The sequence below is a fragment of the Streptomyces sp. NPDC088124 genome (genome assembly GCF_040685895.1).
GTDB lineage: Bacteria > Actinomycetota > Actinomycetes > Streptomycetales > Streptomycetaceae > Streptomyces.
Genome location: NZ_JBFBJB010000004.1, coordinates 61,590 through 80,532, shown reverse-complemented (window position 1 = coordinate 80,532; position 18,943 = coordinate 61,590). Strand labels below are relative to the sequence as shown.

At 70.8% G+C, this 18,943-nt stretch carries 16 protein-coding genes and 1 pseudogene; 6 read left to right on the top strand and 11 right to left on the bottom strand.

What is annotated here, in order from left to right; genetic code table 11:
- The first annotated feature begins 67 nt into the window (after positions 1-67).
- Positions 68-967, top strand: coding sequence for an LLM class flavin-dependent oxidoreductase (locus AB0P17_RS04305; RefSeq protein WP_365807444.1), 900 nt, complete (start codon positions 68-70; stop codon positions 965-967).
- A 16-nt stretch (positions 968-983) separates the two neighbouring features.
- Here the strand turns inward: AB0P17_RS04305 and AB0P17_RS04300 are convergent, their stop codons facing one another.
- Positions 984-1,583 (bottom strand): RNA 2'-phosphotransferase, encoded by a 600-nt coding sequence (locus tag AB0P17_RS04300; protein ID WP_365807688.1) that lies wholly within the window; start codon positions 1,581-1,583, stop codon positions 984-986.
- Between the two features lie 279 nt (positions 1,584-1,862).
- Positions 1,863-2,970: pseudogene (locus tag AB0P17_RS04295) on the bottom strand (SDR family oxidoreductase); the annotation flags it as partial.
- A 478-nt stretch (positions 2,971-3,448) separates the two neighbouring features.
- On the opposite strand from AB0P17_RS04295, the gene AB0P17_RS04290 reads away from it, so the two are divergent.
- The 5 genes from AB0P17_RS04290 (at position 3,449) to AB0P17_RS04270 (ending at position 7,996) form a co-directional block, all read left to right on the top strand.
- Positions 3,449-4,441: an ABC transporter ATP-binding protein gene (locus AB0P17_RS04290; RefSeq protein WP_365807686.1), complete on the top strand. Its 993-nt coding sequence runs from the start codon at positions 3,449-3,451 to the stop codon at positions 4,439-4,441.
- Positions 4,431-5,354, top strand: a complete 924-nt coding sequence (locus AB0P17_RS04285) for an ABC transporter permease subunit (RefSeq protein WP_365807442.1) — start codon at positions 4,431-4,433, stop codon at positions 5,352-5,354. Before AB0P17_RS04290 ends, AB0P17_RS04285 begins: the two co-directional genes overlap by 11 nt.
- Entirely contained in the window at positions 5,351-6,262 is a 912-nt protein-coding gene (locus tag AB0P17_RS04280) for an ABC transporter ATP-binding protein (protein ID WP_365807440.1), read from the top strand. The genes AB0P17_RS04285 and AB0P17_RS04280 overlap by 4 nt, the downstream gene beginning before the upstream one ends.
- A 25-nt stretch (positions 6,263-6,287) precedes the next feature.
- Complete coding sequence (locus AB0P17_RS04275; RefSeq protein WP_365807438.1) at positions 6,288-7,007, top strand: ABC transporter permease subunit; 720 nt, start codon at positions 6,288-6,290, stop codon at positions 7,005-7,007.
- Positions 7,008-7,300: 293 nt separating this feature from the next.
- On the top strand, positions 7,301-7,996 hold the full coding sequence (locus AB0P17_RS04270; RefSeq protein ID WP_365807684.1) for a hypothetical protein: 696 nt from the start codon (positions 7,301-7,303) through the stop codon (positions 7,994-7,996).
- A 417-nt stretch (positions 7,997-8,413) separates the two neighbouring features.
- On the opposite strand, the gene AB0P17_RS04265 is transcribed toward AB0P17_RS04270, so the two are convergent.
- The 9 genes from AB0P17_RS04265 to AB0P17_RS04225 all read right to left on the bottom strand — a co-directional run bounded on the left by AB0P17_RS04265 (position 8,414) and on the right by AB0P17_RS04225 (position 18,894).
- The gene (locus AB0P17_RS04265) at positions 8,414-9,199 is read right to left on the bottom strand and encodes an HAD family hydrolase (RefSeq protein ID WP_365807682.1); all 786 of its coding nucleotides are present in this window, start codon (positions 9,197-9,199) and stop codon (positions 8,414-8,416) included.
- 95 nt (positions 9,200-9,294) lie between these two features.
- Positions 9,295-10,572: a serine--tRNA ligase gene (gene serS, locus AB0P17_RS04260; RefSeq protein ID WP_365807436.1), complete on the bottom strand. Its 1,278-nt coding sequence runs from the start codon at positions 10,570-10,572 to the stop codon at positions 9,295-9,297.
- Positions 10,573-11,213: 641 nt separating this feature from the next.
- Positions 11,214-12,149 (bottom strand): prephenate dehydratase, encoded by a 936-nt coding sequence (pheA, locus tag AB0P17_RS04255; RefSeq protein WP_365807435.1) that lies wholly within the window; start codon positions 12,147-12,149, stop codon positions 11,214-11,216.
- 65 nt (positions 12,150-12,214) lie between these two features.
- Entirely contained in the window at positions 12,215-13,534 is a 1,320-nt protein-coding gene (gene efeB, locus AB0P17_RS04250; RefSeq protein ID WP_365807681.1) for an iron uptake transporter deferrochelatase/peroxidase subunit, read from the bottom strand.
- A 96-nt stretch (positions 13,535-13,630) separates the two neighbouring features.
- Positions 13,631-15,685, bottom strand: a complete 2,055-nt coding sequence (locus AB0P17_RS04245) for a copper resistance protein CopC (protein ID WP_365807434.1) — start codon at positions 15,683-15,685, stop codon at positions 13,631-13,633.
- Between the two features lie 40 nt (positions 15,686-15,725).
- Positions 15,726-16,178 carry a copper chaperone PCu(A)C gene (locus AB0P17_RS04240; protein WP_365807432.1) on the bottom strand — a complete coding sequence of 151 codons (453 nt, stop codon included), beginning with the start codon at positions 16,176-16,178 and terminating at the stop codon, positions 15,726-15,728.
- The gene (locus AB0P17_RS04235) at positions 16,175-16,834 is read right to left on the bottom strand and encodes an SCO family protein (RefSeq protein ID WP_365807431.1); all 660 of its coding nucleotides are present in this window, start codon (positions 16,832-16,834) and stop codon (positions 16,175-16,177) included. Before AB0P17_RS04235 ends, AB0P17_RS04240 begins: the two co-directional genes overlap by 4 nt.
- Before the next feature lie 162 nt (positions 16,835-16,996).
- Positions 16,997-17,725 (bottom strand): YcnI family protein, encoded by a 729-nt coding sequence (locus tag AB0P17_RS04230; protein WP_365807680.1) that lies wholly within the window; start codon positions 17,723-17,725, stop codon positions 16,997-16,999.
- A gap of 320 nt (positions 17,726-18,045) precedes the next feature.
- Positions 18,046-18,894: a hypothetical protein gene (locus AB0P17_RS04225; RefSeq protein WP_365807430.1), complete on the bottom strand. Its 849-nt coding sequence runs from the start codon at positions 18,892-18,894 to the stop codon at positions 18,046-18,048.
- Positions 18,895-18,943 lie beyond the last annotated feature (49 nt).

Sequence of the window (18,943 nt, the reverse complement as noted above, 5' to 3'; positions counted from 1 at the left end):
CGGTCCGGACCCGTGCCGGTGTCTCCCGGGCCGACCTGGATCCGGACCGCCCCGTATCGTCGCCGTCATGCGTCTGAGTACCGTGATTCTTCCCGTCCGTCGCTGGCACGACGGTGGCCGCGACGAGTGGCTGCGCGCCGAGCGGCTGGGCTTCCACACCGCCTACACCTACGACCACCTGTCCTGGCGGACCTTCCGCGACGGACCGTGGTTCGGTGCGGTCCCCACCCTCACGGCCGCTGCCGCCGCGACCGAGCGGATCCGCCTCGGCACGCTCGTGACCTCGCCGAACTTCCGGCATCCGGTGACGCTCGCCAAGGACCTGCTCACGCTCGACGACGTGTCGAACGGCCGGATCACGCTGGGGATCGGCGCGGGCGGCACGGGGTTCGACGCCACCGCGCTCGGCCAGGAGCCGTGGTCGCCGCGGGAGCGCGCCGACCGGTTCGCCGAGTTCGTACCGCTGCTCGACCGGCTGCTGACCGAGGACTCCGTGACGTACGAGGGGACGTTCTACTCGGCGGTCGAGGCCCGGGGCATCCCGGGGTGCGTGCAGCGGCCCCGGCTGCCGTTCGCGGTGGCGGCGACCGGTCCGCGCGGGCTGCGGCTCGCCGCCCGGCACGGTCAGGCGTGGGTGACGACGGGGGATCCGAAGCTGTTCGAGGCGGGCACGCCCGAGGAGTCGCGGGCGGCCATCGGCGGGCAGATCGAGCGGCTCGGCGCGGCGTGCGCGGAGATCGGACGGAAGGCGTCGGAGGTGGAGAAGATCCTGCTGACCGGCTTCACACCGGACCGGAACGGGCCGATGGAGTCGCTGGACGCGTTCGTGGACTTCGCGGGACGCCACTTCGAGCTGGGGATCACGGAGATCGCGGTGCACGCGCCCATCCCGGACTCGGACTTCGCCGCCGACCAGCGGGTGTTCGAGCGGATCGGCACGGAGGCACTGGCTCAGCTCCGTCCGTGAACCGCTTCCCGTCGCGTCAGTCGGGGAAGCGCAGGTAGCCCGGGGGTACGGAGTCGGTGAGCCAGACGCCGTTCGCGCTGACGTGGAAGACCAGTCCGTCGCGGTGCATCGCCCCCGCGTCCACCGACAGCACGACGGGCCGGCCCCGACGGGCCCCGACGCGGGTCGCGGTCGCGCGGTCCGGCGAGAGATGGACATGGTGCCGGGCCATGGGGCGCAGGCCCTCGGTCCGTATCGCGGCCAGGGCGTGCGGGACGGTGCCGTGGTAGAGGTACGCGGGCGGCTCCGCCGGTGCCAGCTCCAGGTCGACGCTGACGGTGTGCCCCTGGTTGGCCCGAATCCGGTCGCCCGGGCCTCCACCGCCCGCGCTCTCGATGGTGAAACGGCGTTTGTCGTTGACGGCGACCACGTGGTCGAGTTCGGCACGGCTGATCCGGAAGCCGTGGGCGCCGGCCGCGCGGATCAGTTCGTCGACCGCCACCCAGCCGTTCGGGTCGAGGACGATCCCGATCCGTTCCGGCTGGTGGCGCAGGTGTCTGGAGAGGTACTTCGACACCTTCACGGTGCGTCGTTCGTCGGGTACGCGGGGCGGCTCCGGGCGATGCGCCGGGTACATGCGGCCCGCCCTCTCGGGTTCATTGTGCATCCGGCCAGCGTGCCCGCCCGCGCCGAGGCGCCGCCACAAGATTTTCAACTCGTCATGGTTCACAGGTTTGATCCACAGTCAACTTGACTTATCCACAGGTTATTTGGCGATCCTGTGGACAACAGGCGAGTCTTTTCATCCCGCTTGGGCGAGAAAAAGCAATTAAAGCAAGAACGCCGCTCTGTCCGTTGATAGGGCGGGGGATGTCCAAAGTCCCTGCCCGGCGCCCTCGTTACCGCCCCGCGGTGCTCACAGCTGCGGCTCGACCCGGGCGACGGTGCGCCGCGCCCGCGGCGCGATCCGCCCCAGAATCCGCGCGCCGCGGGCCTCCGGGGTGACGGGCACGACGGCCTGATTACGGACCACCGCGCGCAGTACGGCGTCGGCGACCTTCTCGGGCGGGTAGCCACGCATCCCGTACAGCCGGGCGGTCTTCTTCCTGAGCCGGTCCTCCTCCCCGGCGGAGACACCGGTGAAGTGAGCGGTGGAGGTGATGCCGGTGTCGACGAAGCCCGGGCAGACCGCGGTCACCCCGATGGACTTCGCGGCCAGTTCGGCGCGCAGGCACTCGCTGAGCATGAGCACCGCGGCCTTGGACGTGGCGTACGCGCTCAGTACCCGGGAGGGCTGATAGGCGGCCGCGGAAGCGGTGTTGACGATGTGACCGCCCTGCCCGCGCGCCGCCATCTGCCCGCCGAACAGCCGGCAGCCGTGGATGACGCCCCACAGGTTGGTGTCCAGGACCCCCTTCCGCTCCTCGGCGGTGGTGTCGAGGAAGGCGCCCGACAGTCCGGTGCCCGCGTTGTCCACGAGGACGTCGACCGTGCCGTACTCCGCCGCGACCTTCTCCGCGAGCCGCTCCATGGCCGGACCGTCGCCGACATCGACGCACTCGCTCCAGGCGTCCGGGGCGCCGATCAGCCCGGCCAGTTCGGCGGTCCTGGCGGCGCCGTCGCCGTCCCGGTCGACCGCCACGACCCGGGCGCCCGCCTCGGCGAACGCGAAGGCCACCGCCCGGCCGATCCCGCCGGCCGCGCCCGTGACCAGGACGAGCTGTCCGCCGAAGCGCTCCGCGTACGGGCCGCTCGGCGCGCCGGCCGTGGAGAGGGGCTCGCTCCTCCTGTGCGAGCACGAAGTCGGTGATCCAGGAGGCCAGTTGGTCGGGGCGGGTGCGCGGCACCCAGTGCTTGGCGGGCAGCGTGCGCCGCACGAGCCGGGGAGCCCACCGTTCCAGATCGTCGTAGAGCCGCTTGGAGAGGAAGACGTCGTCGGCCGGGGTGATGAGCTGCACCGGCACGGACGCGTAGGCGTCCGTACGCGGCCGGCGCAGCCGGGGACGGATGTTGTCCCGGTAGAGTCACACCGTTCCTGAGCAGTGAGCGGGGGTGGATCCGCGCACTGGCACGCCCCGAACGGTCCTGGGCGCACTGGTCGTCCGCTTTCGCGTCCCGGGTGGCGACACGGATCCTGTCCGTGGTCCGCACCGGACGGGCGGAGTCCCTCACGACCTGGCCATATGGGTGTGGCCAGAGGCGACGGGGAGGCCCTGAACCATCTCGCTGGTGGAACTAGGGGCCCCGCACGCCGACACCACACCCGGCGTCCCAGGTCGCATCACCGACGCTACTCCGGTGCCCCAAGTGACCCGTCGCCCCTGTGGACAACCAGGCCCTCTCCTGCCCCTCGCCTCCTGTCCGTCCTCCTAGGGGCATGCCCCCTACGGGTCCGTACGACTGGAGGCGGACACGGATACAGGCGCCAGGTCTGACGCTCGCTGTGGCCCGCACCACTACCTTCGGAATGTGACGACTGTGATCGCGACCGAAAGCCTGAGCATGCGGTACCCCCGGGTGACCGCACTCGACCGGCTGTCCCTGGACATCGGGCCCGGTGTGACCGGCCTGGTGGGCGCCAACGGAGCCGGAAAATCCACCATGATCAAGATCTTGCTCGGCCTGTCCCGTGCGACGGAGGGCCGGGCCGCCGTGCTCGGGCTCGACGTCGCCACCAGTGGCAGCGCCATCCGCGAGCGGGTCGGATACATGCCCGAGCACGACTGCCTGCCGCCGGACGTCTCGGCCACCGAGTTCGTCGTCCACATGGCACGCATGTCCGGGCTGCCGCCGACCGCGGCCCGCGAGCGGACCGCCGACACCCTGCGCCACGTCGGCCTCTACGAAGAGCGCTACCGCCCCATCGGCGGCTACTCCACCGGCATGAAGCAGCGCGTCAAGCTCGCCCAGGCGCTGGTCCACGACCCGCAGTTGGTCCTCCTCGACGAGCCGACCAACGGTCTCGACCCGGTCGGCCGCGACGAGATGCTGGGCCTGATCCGCCGTGTCCACACCGACTTCGGCATCTCCGTGCTGGTCACCTCGCACCTCCTGGGCGAACTCGAACGCACCTGTGACCACGTCGTCGTCATCGACGGCGGGCGGCTGCTGCGCTCCAGTTCGACCAGCGACTTCACCCAGATCACCACGACCCTCGCGGTCGAGGTCACCGACACGGACACGCACCCCGACGGAACGCGGGCGCTGCGCGACTCCCTCGCCGCCGCCGGGGTCACGCTCCAGGCGGGCACGGAGGACGGGCTGCCGGGCGCGGGCCACATCCTGCTGATCGAGGCCACGGGCGAGGAGACGTACGACATCGTCCGCGACACGGTCGCCGGGCTCGGCCTCGGGCTCGTACGAATGGAACAGCGCCGCCACCACATCGCCGAGGTCTTCCGGCCGCGGCCGGCCGCCGAGGCGGACCAGAACCAGGGCGCCGGCCAGGCGGCGTACGCAGTGCAGCAGAAGGGAGGTGCCCGCGATGAGCGCTGAGACCGACGCCCGTTCCGGTACCCAGGGCGCCGTCGACACCGGGGCCAGCCGGATCCACAACATCGGATACCGCTCGTACGAAGGACCCCGGCTCGGCCGTGCCTACGCCCGCCGCTCCCTCTACTGGCAGTCCCTGCGCGGCGCGTACGGACTCGGCCGCTCGGCCAAGTCCAAGGTCCTGCCGATGATCCTCTTCGCGGTGATGTGCCTGCCCGCGGCGATCATCGTGGCGGTCGCCGTCGCGACGGACCTCAAGAGCCTGCCCATGGACTACACGCGCTACGCGATCTTCACCCAGGCGGTCATCGGCCTCTACCTCGCGGCGCAGGCGCCCCAGTCCGTCTCCCGCGATCTGCGCTTCAAGTCCATCCCGCTCTACTTCTCGCGCCCCATCGAGCGCGGCGACTACGTTCTCGCGAAGTTCGGCGCGATGGCCTCCGCCCTGCTCGTACTGACCGGCGTGCCGCTCCTCATCCTCTACATCGGCTCTCTGCTGGCCGGCATGGACTTCGTCGAGCAGACCAAGGGATTCGGCCAGGGAGTGGTGTCGGTGACGGTGCTCTCCCTCCTCTTCGGCGGGCTCGGCCTCGTGGTGGCCGCGCTCACGCCGCGCCGCGGGTTCGGGGTCGCGGGTGTGATCGCGATCCTGACCATCTCGTACGGCGCCGTCTCCGTCCTCCAGGGGATCGCGACGGCCACGGACCAGGCCGGCGCCATCAAGTGGATCGGCCTCTTCTCCCCCATCACACTGATCGACGGCCTGCAGACCGCGTTCCTCGGCGCCTCGTCGTCCTTCCCCGGGGGCGCGGGTCCCTCGGCCGGGTCCGGGGTGCTCTATCTGCTGGTCGTCCTCGCGCTCATCTCCGGCTCGTACGCCGTCCTCATGAGCCGTTACCGGAAGGTCGGGCTGTGACCACCATCAACATCGAGCACACCTCGCGCTGGTTCGGGAACGTGGTCGCCGTCAACGACGTGACCATGACGATCGGCCCCGGCGTGACCGGTCTGCTCGGCCCCAACGGCGCCGGCAAGTCCACCCTCATCAACATGATGGCCGGCTTCCTCGCCCCTTCCACGGGCGCCGTCACCCTCGACGGAGCGCCGATCTGGCGCAACGAATCCGTCTACCGGCAGATCGGCATCGTGCCGGAGCGGGAGGGGATGTACGACTTCCTCACCGGCCTCGAATTCGTCGTCGCCAACGCCGAACTGCACGGACTGGGCCTCAAGGCGGCCCGCGCCGCCCTCGCCACGGTCGAGATGGAGTACGCGCAGGACCGCAGGATCGGGACGTACAGCAAGGGCATGCGCCAGCGGGTCAAGATGGCGTCCGCGCTGGTCCACGACCCGTCGGTGCTGCTGCTCGACGAGCCGTTCAACGGCATGGACCCGCGCCAGCGCATGCAGCTCATGGAGCTGCTGCGGGGCATGGGCGCCACGGGCCGTACGGTCCTGTTCTCCTCGCACATCCTGGAGGAGGTCGAGCAGCTCGCCTCGCACATCGAGGTGATCGTGGCGGGCCGGCACGCCGCCTCCGGTGACTTCCGCAAGATCCGCAGGCTGATGACCGACCGGCCGCACCGCTATCTCGTACGGTCCAGCGACGACCGCGCGCTCGCCGCCGCGCTGATCGCCGACCCTTCGACGGCCGGTATCGAGGTCGACCTCGCCGAGGGCGCCCTGCGTATCCAGGCCGTCGACTTCGGCCGCTTCACCGAGCTGCTGCCGAAGGTCGCCCGGGAGCACTCCATCCGGCTGCTCACGGTCTCTCCGTCGGACGAATCCCTTGAGTCGGTCTTCTCCTACCTCGTAGCGGCCTGAGCGGCCTGAAAGGAGCTGTGACGTCATGTACAACCCCACAGTCGCCCGGCTCACCTACCGGGCCCTGCTCGGCAGGCGCCGGGCCGCGATCCTCTTCGTACTGCCCGCGCTGCTGATCCTGATGGCCGTCGCCGTCCGGATGATCAACGGCGTCGACGACCACATCGCCTCGGAGGTGCTGGGCGGCTTCGCCCTCGCCACGATGGTCCCGCTGATCGGCGTGATCGCCGGTACGGGCGCGATCGGCCCCGAGATCGACGACGGTTCCATCGTCTATCTGCTCTCCAAGCCGGTGAAGCGGTCGGCGATCATCTTCACCAAACTGATCGTGGCGATCGCCGTCACCATGGGCTTCTCCGCGATCCCCACCTTCATCGCCGGATGGATCCTCAACGGCAACGGGCAGCAGATCGCGATCGCCTACACGGTCGCCGCGCTTGTCGCGTCGATCGCGTACAGCGCTCTCTTCCTCCTGCTCGGTACGGTCAGCCGGCACGCGGTGGTCATCGGCCTGGTCTACGCGCTGGTCTGGGAGACCCTCTTCGGCAGCCTGGTCTCCGGCGCGCGGACTCTCAGCGTCCAGCAGTGGGCGCTGGCGCTCGCCCAGCGCATCGGCGAGGGCTCCACGATCACCTCGGACGTCGGACTGCCCCTGGCGGTGAGCCTGTTGGTGGGCGTGTCGGTGGCGGCGACCTGGTACGCGGGCCAGAAGCTCCGGACGCTGACGCTCGCGGGCGAGGAGTGAGGGCCGGGAGCGTGGGCCTGGGAGCGGTTCCTGGGGCGGGTCCTGGAAGTGAGGACCGCCCGGGAACGGGAACCGTGTGACCGCGTAACTGTACGTTTATCGGCTCGTTGTTCCGTGTGCGTGGAGGCAATTGGAGTTCGTAGCGTCGAGCGTTCGTGAATCTGGGGATTGCCGGGGGCGGTTCGGGAGAACCGCGCCGGTCATTGGGTGAGTAGCCACCGTGAGCCGACCTCCGCCCCTGAAGCCCGGGGAGAGGGCCGGCCATCATCGGTTCACGAATGGAAGGCATGCTCATGCCACCTGAAGGTGCTCTGCTCGAATCGCGCACTCTGCGGGTCGAGCACTTGGGGCGCGTCGACGCCCTCGACAAGATCAAAGCCCTCGTCATGCTCCCGGACGGAATTCACGTCCGCACCGAGGACGTGTCCCGGTACTTCGAAGTATCCACAGACGTCATCAGGCAGGTGACCGCGAGGCATCGAGCTGAGCTCACGGAAAGCGGCATGCGTGTGCTGCGAGGCTCTGACCTGAGGAAATTTCATAGTGACATGACGTCACTATGGGGTGAGCGGTACGCCGAAAGTTATCCACAGGCGGCTACTCAGCTCACCCTCCACACCCGCCGCGCCGTACTCAACATCGCGATGCTCCTCCGCGACAGCGACATCGCGCGGTGCGTCCGTACGTACCTCCTCGACGCCGAGGAAGGGTGGCGCGAGGGGTACGCGGCGCTCGACCGGCGGGTGACGAACGTCGAGTCCTGCCTCGGCGGTGTCGGGGTGGCGCTTCAGGAGCTGGGGCCGGTGCTGAACCGGATGTCGTACCAGCTCGACAGCCTCGACCGGAGGCTCGATGCCACCAACCAGGTGGTCGCCGCGATCAGCAACCGGCTGTGCGAGATGTCCGACCGTATCGACCGGGTGGACGCCAAGGTGGATCACGTCGCCCAGCAGGTGGGGGAGTTGCGGCGCGGCCGCAGGCGCCACTGACCCGCTCCCGGCCGGCCGGTCAGCCGGGGGAGCCGGATGAGCCGGGGGAGGCCCGTGTCCGTCCCGTCGTTACGCGGCGGGCGGGCGCGGGCCCGTACGGATAATCAGTGGCGGGCCCCGGCGCGCCGGGGCACAGTGAGTGGTGTCACGGCGGCCGGCGCGCCGGGACACACCACAGACCGGGAGCGGAGCACGGCGATGACCGGCTGACGAGTCCGTCGAGTCCGTCGAGCTCCGCACAGGGCAGCACCGCGCAGGCACCGGAGGAGCCATCACCACTCCGCGCAGCCGCGCGAGTGCCGCCCGGGGGCGGCCGCTTCGAGCGCGCATCCGCGCGGGCCGCCCCTCCCGTACTCCGTACGTCCCTGTTCGGTACGTCCGTGTTCCGTACGTCCGTGTGTCAGCCCGCCGTACGGCTCAGCCGAGCAGCAGCTTCTCCAGCACGACCGCGATGCCGTCGTCCCCGTTGGACTCCGTGATCTCGTCGGCCACAGCCTTCAGCTCCGGGTGGGCGTTGGCCATGGCCACGCCGTGCCGTGCCCAGCCGAACATCGGGATGTCGTTGGGCATGTCACCGAAGGCGATCGTGTCCGCCGCCTTCACACCGAGCCGGCGCGCGGCCAGCGACAAGCCGGTGGCCTTGGTCAGGCCCAGGGGGAGGATCTCCACTATCCCCTCGCCCGCCATCACCACGTCGACCAGGCCCCCGGCCGTCTCCCGCGCGACCCGGGTCAGCGCGTCGTCGTCCAGCTCCGGATGCTGGATGTAGACCTTGTTCAGCGGCGCCGTCCACAGCTCCGCCGGATCCTCGACGACCGTCGCCCGCAGCGGGCCCCCCTGCAGCCGGAAGTCGGGGGTGACCAGCACCTCGCCGTCGAGCCCGTCCCGGCTCGCGGCCAGCGCGAGCGGGCCGGTCTCGCCCTCGATCTTGGCGAGCGCCAGCCCGGCGAGCTGCCGGTCCAGCGTCAGCGAGGTCAGCAGCCGGTGCTCGCCCGCGTGGTAGACCTGCGCCCCCTGTCCGCACACCGCGATGCCCTCGTACTCCAGATCCTCCAGGACCTGGCGCGTCCAGGGCACGGACCGTCCGGTGACGACGATGTGGGCCGCACCCGCCGCGGTGACCGCGGCGAGCGCCTCGCGCGTACGGACCGAGACCGTGCCGTCCTCCCGCAGCAGCGTGCCGTCGAGATCGGTCGCGACCAGCTTGTACGGGAACGGGACGGCTGACGAAGACGGGGCCGGGGCCGGGAGCGGGGGTGTGGACGGGGCGGGGGCGGAGGGAGGGGCGGACTCGGCGGTCACTTGGCGATCGGCTCCAGCACCTCGCGGCCGCCCAGATACGGCCGGAGCACCTCGGGCACCCGTACCGAACCGTCGGCCTGCTGGTGGTTCTCCAGGATCGCCACGATCGTGCGCGGCACGGCGCACAGTGTGCCGTTCAGCGTCGCGAGCGGCTTGACCTGCTTGCCGTCGCGCATCCGGACCGAGAGCCTGCGGGCCTGGAAGCCGTCACAGTTGGAAGCCGAGGTCAGCTCGCGGTACTTGCCCTGGGTCGGGATCCACGCCTCGCAGTCGAACTTGCGCGAGGCCGAGGCACCCAGGTCGCCCGTCGCCACATCGATCACCTGGAAGGGCAGCTCAAGGCCGGTCAGCCACTGCTTCTCCCACTCCAGCAGCCGCTGGTGCTCGGACTGGGCCTCCGCCGGGTCGACGTACGAGAACATCTCGACCTTGTCGAACTGGTGTACCCGGAAGATGCCCCGGGTGTCCTTGCCGTACGTGCCGGCCTCACGGCGGAAGCACGGCGAGAAGCCCGCGTACCGCAGGGGCAGCTTGTCGGCGTCGATGATCTCGTCCATGTGGTACGCGGCGAGGGGCACCTCCGACGTACCGACCAGGTAGTAGTCGTCCTTCTCCAGGTGGTACACGTTCTCCGACGCCTGGCCGAGGAAGCCCGTGCCCTCCATGGCGCGCGGGCGGACCAGCGCCGGGGTGAGCATCGGGATGAAGCCGGCCTCGGTGGCCTGCGCGATCGCCGCGTTGACCAGCGCCAGCTCCAGCAGCGCGCCGACCCCGGTCAGGTAGTAGAAGCGCGATCCGGACACCTTGGCGCCGCGCTCGACGTCGATGGCGCCCAGCGCCTCGCCCAGCTCCAGGTGGTCCTTGGCCTCGAAGCCCTCCGCTCCGAAGTCACGGATCGTCCCGTGCGTCTCCAGGACGACGAAGTCCTCCTCGCCGCCCACCGGGACGTCGGGGTGGACGACATTGCCGAGCTGGAGAAGGAGCCGCCTGGCCTCCTCGTCCGCCTCGTGCTGCGCCGCGTCGGCGGCCTTGACGTCGGCCTTGAGCTGCTCCGCCTGCTTCAACAGGCCGGCACGCTCCTCCGCGGAGGCCTTGGGAATCAGCTTGCCGAGCGACTTCTGCTCGGAGCGCAGCTCGTCGAAGCGCACGCCGGACGACCTGCGCCGCTCGTCGGCGGAGAGCAGGGCGTCGACAAGGGCGACGTCCTCTCCACGGGCGCGCTGGGACGCGCGCACACGGTCGGGGTCCTCACGAAGCAGGCGAAGGTCAATCACCCCACCAGGCTACCGGTGCGCGATGACAACACCCCACTCGTTTGCCGGTGGGTACTCCCGCCGTCCGAATTGCCGCATTTGTTAAAACTGTCGCTAAATCCCTTGCCGGTTGCCTGCCGTTCGTCAATAAAGGGGATCGAATTCCCCGGAACGAGGCATTCCGCCGTCGTGACCTTGACCTACTTCCCTTGTGTGGGGCGGGACTTGGGGCGGGCGGCAGTGGGTGCCGGGGTGCCTGTTGTCCACAGAAAGGCGGTCATCCCCAAAGTTATCCACAGGGTGTGCGAGGGATCTGTGGATCCGGGAGCACCTCTCGCCGAAAGCTGGGCGGGAGGCGGGAAAAGTGCCTCTCAAACCCACTTCACACACTCATTCGGGTGGGAATTGCTCGCTCTAACGAGTTGATCACGGGAATGGCGGTGACACAGGGCTGTCGACGGCCCTGTGGACGAAACCGGGACGAGTGCGGAGATTTGTCGACCGTGCCGGGCCGAGTTGTCGACTTGTCCCCAGGTCGAGAGTTGATCCTGTGGATAACTCGGGTGTTTGTCCACAGGTCCCTGCCGGGCCCACAGAAGGCCTCGCGGCCGACTCGGCCCACAAGGCCCCGCGGTCGCTGTGTCAGGCCCCGCGTGCCGGCGTCAGCCCCGGCCGTCCTGGCTGCGGGCCAGCCAGTCCGCCGCGTCGATGAACTCGGCGTCCGAGGTCCCGGGACGCGGCGTCCCCACGTCCGCCGCCGACACCCCGGCCCGCGGATACGAACCGAGGAACCGCACCTTGGGGCAGATCCGCTTCAGCCCCATCAGCGCCTCCCCCACCCGGCGGTCCGAGATGTGGCCCTCGGCGTCCACCGCGAAGCAGTAGTTGCCGATCCCCGCGCCGGTCGGCCGCGACTGGATCAGCATCAGGTTGACGCCGCGCACCGCGAACTCCTGGAGGAGTTCGAGCAGCGCGCCCGGGTGGTCCTCGCCCATCCAGATGACCACCGAGGTCTTGTCCGCGCCCGTCGGCGCCGCCGGGCGCGCGGGCCGGCCCACCAGGACGAAGCGCGTCTCCGCGTTCTGCGCGTCGTGGATCTCACGGACCAGGGGTTCGAGGCCGTACGTCGCCGCCGCGAACTCGCCCGCGAAGGCCGCGTCGAACCGGCCCTCCTGCACCAGCCGCGCGCCGTCCGCGTTCGACGCCGCGGACTCCCACAGCGCGTGCGGGAGCTTGGCCCGCAGCCAGTTGCGCACCTGCGGCTGGGACACCGGGTGCCCGGTCACCGTCTTCACGTCGGTGAGCTTCGTCCCCGGCCGTACGAGCAGGGCGAAGCTGATCGGCAGCAGCACCTCGCGGTAGATCATCAGGGGCTCGCCGCCGGCCAGCTCGTCGAGGGTCGCGGTGACCCCGCCCTCCACCGAGTTCTCGATCGGTACGAGGGCCGCCGCGGCCTCCCCGTTCCGTACGGCGTCGAGGGCCGCCGGGACCGACACCATCGGGACCAGCTCCCGGGTGGCGGCCTCGGGGAGGGTACGGAGGGCGGCTTCCGTGAAGGTGCCCTCGGGGCCGAGATACGTATAGCGCGTGGCCGACATACGGTCACCCTAATGGCCCGGCCCCGCCGATGGTTCCCGTCGCCGCGGGCGGGGGCCCGGCGGGCTCAGGACTCCAGCAGCCGCTGGCCCACGTACTCCCCCTGGCGCGCGCCCCCGGGTACGGCGAAAAGTCCGCTCGCCTCGTGGCGGATGAACGCCGAGAGCGCGTCACCGCGGTCGAGCTTGCGCTGCACGGGGACGAACCCCTTGAGCGGATCGGCCTGCCAGCAGACGAAGAGCAGCCCGGCGTCCGGTGTCCCGTCGGCGCCGATGCCGTCGTGGAAGGAGAAGGGGCGGCGCAGCATGGCGGCCCCGCCGTTCTCGTCCGGCCGGGAGATCCGGGCGTGCGCGTTGCTGGGGATCATCAGATCGCCGTCGGGCCCGCGCCGGTCGAGATCCGGTTCGGTGGTCTCTGTACCGCCGGTCAGGGGGGCTCCGTCGGACTTGCGGCGCCCGATGACCTTCTCCTGTTCGGCGACCACCAGCTCTTCCCAGTCGTCGAGGAGCATGCGGATCCGGCGTACGACGGCGTAGGAGCCGCCCGCCATCCACTCCGGGGTGCCGGCCGGCACCTTCTCCGGTACGAAGATCCGCTGATCGAAGTCCGGATCGGACGGCTTCGGGTTACGGGTGCCGTCGACCTGGCCCATCAGATTGCGGGCGGTCATGGGCTGCTCGGTCGCGCCGGGGGTGCGGTTGAACCCGTTCATCTGCCAGCGGACCCGGGCCGCCGAGCCGGCGTCCTTCTGGAGCGTACGCAGGGCGTGAAAGGCGACCAGCGCGTCGTCGGAACCGATCTGGACCCACAGGTCGCCGTTGCTGCGCGCGGCGTCGAGCTGGTCGGCGGAGAACGCGGGCAGCGGGTCCAGGGCTGCGGGGCGGCGGCCGGTGAGACCCGTACGGCCGAAGAAACTGTGGCCGAAACCGAAGGTCACGGTGAGTGAGGACGGGCCGGTGTCCAGGGCGATCCCGGTGTCCTGACCGCCGTTCGCCGGGGTGCCGCCCCGGCCGCCCGAGGGTTCGCCGGCCATCAGGGCGCGCGCCGAGGCCGACCAGCGGCGGAGCAGCGCGGCGGCCTCCTTGCGGCCGGAGCCGGGGGCGAGGTCGAAGGCGATCAGATGGCCGCGGGCGTGCGCCGGGGTGGTGATACCGGACTGGTGCGCGCCGTGGAAGGGGACGGCTTCCGTGCCGACGGTGGTCAGCGCGGTGACCGGTTCGGGGCGGCGGGCGGTGGCGTAGCCGGCGGCTCCGCCCACGGCGCCGAGTGCCAGCCCGGCGGCCCCGGCGGCGCCCGCGGTGCCGAGCAGCCGGCGTCTGGAGACGACCGGGGCGGGGGCAGCACCCCCGTCGTCGCTCGCCTCCGAGGTCCGTGGGGCGTCAGAGATGTTCGGGTCCCCCGAGGAGTTTGAGGCCTTTGAGGAGCTCGGGGTGTCCGGGGTGGTGGATGAGCCCGGGTTCTGTCGGGTGTCGCTCACGGTGAGTCAGCCGATCTTCACGTTCTTGTCGACGGTTGTCTGATCGATGTCCGAGGTCCGCACGGTCACCTGGAGCTTCCAGTCGCCCGGCATGGGGAGCAGGACGGGGTCCGCGACCCATTTTCCGGCGGCGGCGCGTACGGGCACGATCGGCAGCGGGCCGATCTTCTCCGCCGTGAGGGTGAACGCGATCTTCACCTCGGGCACGTCCATGACCTTTCCTTCGGCGTTGTCGAGGTAGATGTTCATGACATTGGCGCCGGAGCGTGCGGGGTCGAGGGTGAGCCGGACGGTGCCCTGGCCGTTCCTGCCGCCGGTGTCGAAGGGCAGGGCGAGGGTGGTGGGGCCCGTCTTCTCGGGCTCGGCGGCGGCCGCGGCGCCGGCCCGGCCGGCTTCCTGCTCGGCGGTGCGGCCGGGTTCCGTCGAGGTCAGCACGGTGGTGACGGCGAGGAGTACGACGGCCACGCCGGCCTCGGCGAGAACGGAGCGGCGCAGCCCGGTCCGTCCGGGGTCGGCGTCGCGCAGACGCTTCTGGCGTGCGCTCGCCATCGCGGCTTTCTGGCGGTCGAGCTGGGTAGCTCTCTCGGCGTCGTCGACGACGGTTGTCGCCGCGGCGGTGTCGGGTCCACTCCCGGTGCCCGGTTCCGCCGTGGCCTCGGCCTTCGCGGGTATCCCGTTCTCCGTTCCGTTCCCTGTTCCGTTCGCCGGCCCGTTCGCAGTCCCGTCCGCCGTCCCGGTCGCTTCCTCCGCCTGTACCTGTACCTGTACGTCCGGGTCCGTCCGTTCCGCGAGCCGCCCCGTCCACCGCCGGGAGAACCAGGCGACCGAGACGAGGACGGCGACCAGTCCGACCTTCACCAGAAGGAGCCGCCCGTATGACGTTCCCCCGAGCGCCGACCACGACCCGACCTGCCGCCAGGACTGGTAGATCCCGGTCACGGCGAGGACGACGACCGCGGCGAAGGCGATGCGGGAGAAGCGCTGTATCGCCGCACGCTCCATGGAGGGCGCCTTGTGGAGCGCGATGAGCAGCGCCGTCAGCCCGCCGAGCCAGACGGCCGCCGCCAGCAGGTGCAGGACGTCCACGGGCATGGCGATACCGGGCTGGATCCCGGTCGAGGCGTGTTCGGAGAGGGCCCAGGTGGCGGCGATCCCGGCGGCGACGACGGTGCCGCCCGTCGCGAGCCCGAAGGTGAGGTCGTTCTTCCCCGGCTCCCCGGCCTCCCCTTCGGCGTTCTCCCCGTTCTCCCCGTAGCGCTTGGCGTACGTACCGAAGAGAACCGCGATGAACAGCGCGGCGGCCCCGAGCAGCAGCAGCCGCGAGATGAGCGCCGCGCCGGTCTTCGTGGTCAGGACGTCCTGGAGCCCGCCGAGGTCGAGGGCGTCGGCCAGCTTGCCCGAGCCGGTGTACGGGGTGCGCAGGAGCAGCAGGACGAGCGTGGCGGCGGTCAGGGCGAGCCAGCCGTGGACGATGAGCCGTTGCAGGGGGCGCCCGGACGCGCCACGCTGCCAGCAGGCCAGGATGAAGGCCGTACCGCCGACGAGCAGGATGAACCCGGTGTACGAGACGTAGCGCGTGATGTCGTAGAGGGCGCCCACGAGCCCGCCGCCGGCCTGCTGGCCGGGCACGGTGGCGGTGGTCTCGGAGGGCGCTCCGACGGAGAAGGTGAAGGCGCCGGAGATGGGGTGGCTGTCGGCGGAGACGGCCCGCCAGGCGACGGTGTACGTGCCGTCGGGGAGGCCGGGCTTCAGGCCGACGCTGTAGGTGACCGTGGAGCCGGTACCCAGGTTGTCGACCTTCGCGGTGTCGACGCGCTTGTTGTCCGGGTCGAGCACACGGATCGAGTCGGTGCCCATGCCCATCTGCTCGGAGAAGGTGAGGGTGACGTTCGGAGGAGCGGTGTCGACCACCGCCCCGTCCTCGGGGTTGCTCCCGGTGAGTGCTGCGTGCGCCGACGCCGTGCCGGAGAGCACGGTGAGGACGGTGCCGATGAGCACCGTGGTGACGAGAAGCAGCCGCACCAGGGATACGGCTCCGAAGCGCGGGGCGGTGGCTGTCATAGGTCTCTCAGTCCCTCGTTCTGGGGCGGGGTCTTCTTCCTCAGCGGCGGGCGGCGGGGTTGTAATTGGCCTCCTTCACGGGAAGCTCGGTCTTGATGGGGTCGGCCTTCTCGAAGTGCAGTTCGATGCCGATCTTCTGGCCGGGCTCGGGGCGGGACTTGAGGTTCATGAACATGAGGTGGTTGCCGCCGCGTTCGAGATCCAGTGCTCCGCCGGCGGGGATGTCGAAGGACTTCACCTGCCGCATCTTCTGGCCCTCGGTCGTGTGGATGGTGACGTCGTCGGAGATGTCGCTGGTGACGGCGGTGAGCTTGTCGTCGGCGCCGCCGCTGTTGGTGACGGTGAGGAAGCCCGCGCCGAGGTCGCCGACGGGGCGTGGCATGTAGCCGTCGCCGACTGTGAGTTCGGGGGTGTCCGGGGACGAGCAGCCGGTCAGCGTCAGTGCGGTGGTGAGCCCGACGGTGAGTACGAGGGAGGTGGTGCGCCGGTTCACGGGTTCTCGCCCTTGATGATCTTCGGGAGATCCTTGGCGTAGTCGTCCGAGGTGGCGTCCTCGCCGTACAGCACGTACCCGGCGTCGGTCTTCGGTGAGAACGCGATGACCTGGGTGCCGTGCATGGAGACGGTGGTGCCGTCCTTCTCCTTCTTGGGGGCGTCGATGCCGATGCCGAGCTGGCGCGCGCCCGCCTGGATGGTCGGGAAGTCGCCGGTCAGCCCGACGAACGACGGGTCGCCCGCGCTGGGCAGCCACTTGGCGAGTTCGGCGGAGGTGTCGCGTTCCGGGTCGGTGGTGACGAAGACGACCTGGAGCTTCTCCTGCTCGGCCTTCGTGAGCGACTTCCTGGCGATGGCGATGTTGCTCATCGTCAGCGGACAGACGTCCGGGCAGTTGGTGTAGCCGAAGTAGATCAGCGTCGGCCTGCCCTTGGTCTCCTCACGAAGGTCGTAGTCCTTGCCTTCGGTGTCCTTGAGGACGAGGTTCGGCTTCTTGAAGGGCTGGTCGAGTACGGTCGCGGCCTCCGTCTTGGCCTGGGTGGAGACATCGGCGACCGGCTTCGCGGAGTCGTCGCCGCTGCCGCAGGCGCTGAGGGTGAGTGCCGCGACGGCCGCGAGGGCCGCCGCGGTGGTGAGGGTCTTCTTGCTGCGCATAGGACTGTTTCCTGGTGGTGGGAGGGGGGCCGGACGGGCGGGGCCGGGGGAGTCCCGGCCCCGCCCGCCGCGGCCGTGTCGTGCGTGGTGCGGTGGGTGCGGGGTGTCAGGAACCGGGTGTCAGGGACCGGGTGTCAGGAACCCGGCTCCGGAAACCGGGTGTCAGGTGGTGGTACGGCGCCGGCCGGCCAGGACGCCGAAGGCCACCCCGGCGACGCCGACGACGATGCCGGTGATGCCCAGGACGCGGGCGGTCGTGTCGCTGCTGTCGCCGCCGCCCGCGGAGGCCGTCTCCGTGGTGCCGTTCTGCTGGGCGGCGGTCTTGGCCGTGGCCTTGTCGGCATCGGCATCGGCGTCGGTGCCGGCGCCCGCGTCGTGGCCGGCGCCGCCGTGCTCGTCGCCGGTGGCCGCGCTGAGCTTCAGCACGGGCGCGGGGCTCTCGGGCTCCTCCGCGCCTTCCTTGGGCTCCTCGATCCACCGGACGACTTCCTTGTTGTCGTACGTCTGGAGGGCCTTGAAGACCAGCTGGTCGGTGTCCTCGGGGAGCTTCCCGACGGAGAGGGGGAACTGCTGGAACTCACCGGGGCCGATCTTGCCGCCCGTCGAGGTCCAGGTGACCTTGGTGGCGGCCTCGGCGATGGTGTTGCCGTGCATCTCCAGCGGCTTGGCGAGCTTCTCCATGGTGACGACGGCCTTCCAGCCGGGGACGGGCTGCGGCATCACGGAGGCCAGCGGGTGGTCGGCCGGGAGGTTCACTTCGAGCTTGGTGGTGGAGGCGTCGTCCCGCTCGTTGGGCACCTTGAAGTTGATGACGGCGTAACCGCCCTTGGCCGCCTCGCCCTGCGGCTCCACGCCGACATGCGCGGAGGCCGGCCCGGCCAGCAGGAACAGGGCGGAGGCGGCGACACCGCCGACGACGGCGAGACGGGCGACGGCGGGGGAGGCGGACGGGAGCGAGGACGGCCGCGAGGACGGGAGCGAGAAGGAGGAGAGGGCTGGGAACACGGAACACTCCACAGGATGAGGGAAGCGGTGATCAGTCGGTGGGCGTACCGGTGGCTCACCCGGCCAGGACCGGCCGGACCCGCGCGTACGCGAGCGCGGCGGCGCGGCGGCACCTCACCCGTCCGTACGGAGCACGCGGCACGGAACAGCGGGGCACGCGGAAGCGCGTGCCGTCCGGGCGTGGTGGCGGGCGGGGGTGCGTCGCGTCAGGCCGCGAGAGCGAACGCGGCCGGCGGGCCGCGCCTGATCACCGTGTGGTGGAGTGTCTCCCCCGCCGGTACCGGAGGGGCACCGTACGAGGAGGCGTGCCGGGCGCGCGACGCGGGCGCGGGCACGCCGGGGAGTCCGGCGCGCAGGGCCCGTACGAGCGCGAGAGCGGCGCACAGGGCACGGAGCGGGGCACTGTCCGCCACTTCGCCGATGCCGTCCGCCGAGAGCTTGCCGAGCCGGAGCAGGGCGAGGTCGCCGCGGCGCAGCAGCCATCCGGTCGCGAGGGCGGCCAGGAGATGCGCGAGCATCATGGGCAGGGAGGGCAGCAGCCCTCCGCCCGAGGCGCCGAGCGGTCCGGTGGCCGCGGCCCCGACCGTCGCCAGGTGCTCATGGGCGGCGCCCATCTGGGATTCCGCCATGCCCGGCGCGTCCGTGGGGCCCGGTGCGGGGACGCCCGCGTTGGCGAGGATGCGCTGCGCGTCGACGGGGCTCAGCGGCCCCGCCCCGGGACCGCAGACGAATCTCGCGGCCATCCGGATCAGGATCTCGTTGCTGTCGGCAGGGGCCTGGATCCGGTGCTGACCGACACCGAACAGGGTGTGCAGACCGAGCTGGCCGCCCGTGAGGGCGGCGACGATGGACGGTGTGGAACGCGCGGTTCCCGCCAGCGGTGCGACGACCGCGAAGACCCCCAGGAACCCGACGAGCAGCGTCCACCAGGGGACGGACGCACAGGCCGCCAGGGCGTGTCCCGTCGCCGACAGCACGACACAGACCGCGGTGAACACCGCGGCCCTCAGCAGCCGCGGCGCGGCATCGGGACGGAGGCGGACGGGACTGGACATGGCCGGGTCATCATCGCACTGCGGCACCGGGGCCCGTAGGGCAGGTCCG

Excerpts from the sequence above, each read along its gene's own strand:
- AB0P17_RS04305 (WP_365807444.1), top strand. The coding sequence starts at position 68 with ATGCGTCTGAGTACCGTGATTCTTCCCGTCCGTCGCTGGCACGACGGT.
- AB0P17_RS04300 (WP_365807688.1), bottom strand. The coding sequence starts at position 1,583 with ATGTACCCGGCGCATCGCCCGGAGCCGCCCCGCGTACCCGACGAACGA.
- AB0P17_RS04290 (WP_365807686.1), top strand. The coding sequence starts at position 3,449 with ATGCGGTACCCCCGGGTGACCGCACTCGACCGGCTGTCCCTGGACATC.
- AB0P17_RS04285 (WP_365807442.1), top strand. The coding sequence starts at position 4,431 with ATGAGCGCTGAGACCGACGCCCGTTCCGGTACCCAGGGCGCCGTCGAC.
- AB0P17_RS04275 (WP_365807438.1), top strand. The coding sequence starts at position 6,288 with ATGTACAACCCCACAGTCGCCCGGCTCACCTACCGGGCCCTGCTCGGC.
- AB0P17_RS04270 (WP_365807684.1), top strand. The coding sequence starts at position 7,301 with ATGCCACCTGAAGGTGCTCTGCTCGAATCGCGCACTCTGCGGGTCGAG.
- pheA (WP_365807435.1), bottom strand. The coding sequence starts at position 12,149 with ATGTCGGCCACGCGCTATACGTATCTCGGCCCCGAGGGCACCTTCACG.
- AB0P17_RS04245 (WP_365807434.1), bottom strand. The coding sequence starts at position 15,685 with ATGACAGCCACCGCCCCGCGCTTCGGAGCCGTATCCCTGGTGCGGCTG.
- AB0P17_RS04235 (WP_365807431.1), bottom strand. The coding sequence starts at position 16,834 with ATGCGCAGCAAGAAGACCCTCACCACCGCGGCGGCCCTCGCGGCCGTC.
- AB0P17_RS04225 (WP_365807430.1), bottom strand. The coding sequence starts at position 18,894 with ATGTCCAGTCCCGTCCGCCTCCGTCCCGATGCCGCGCCGCGGCTGCTG.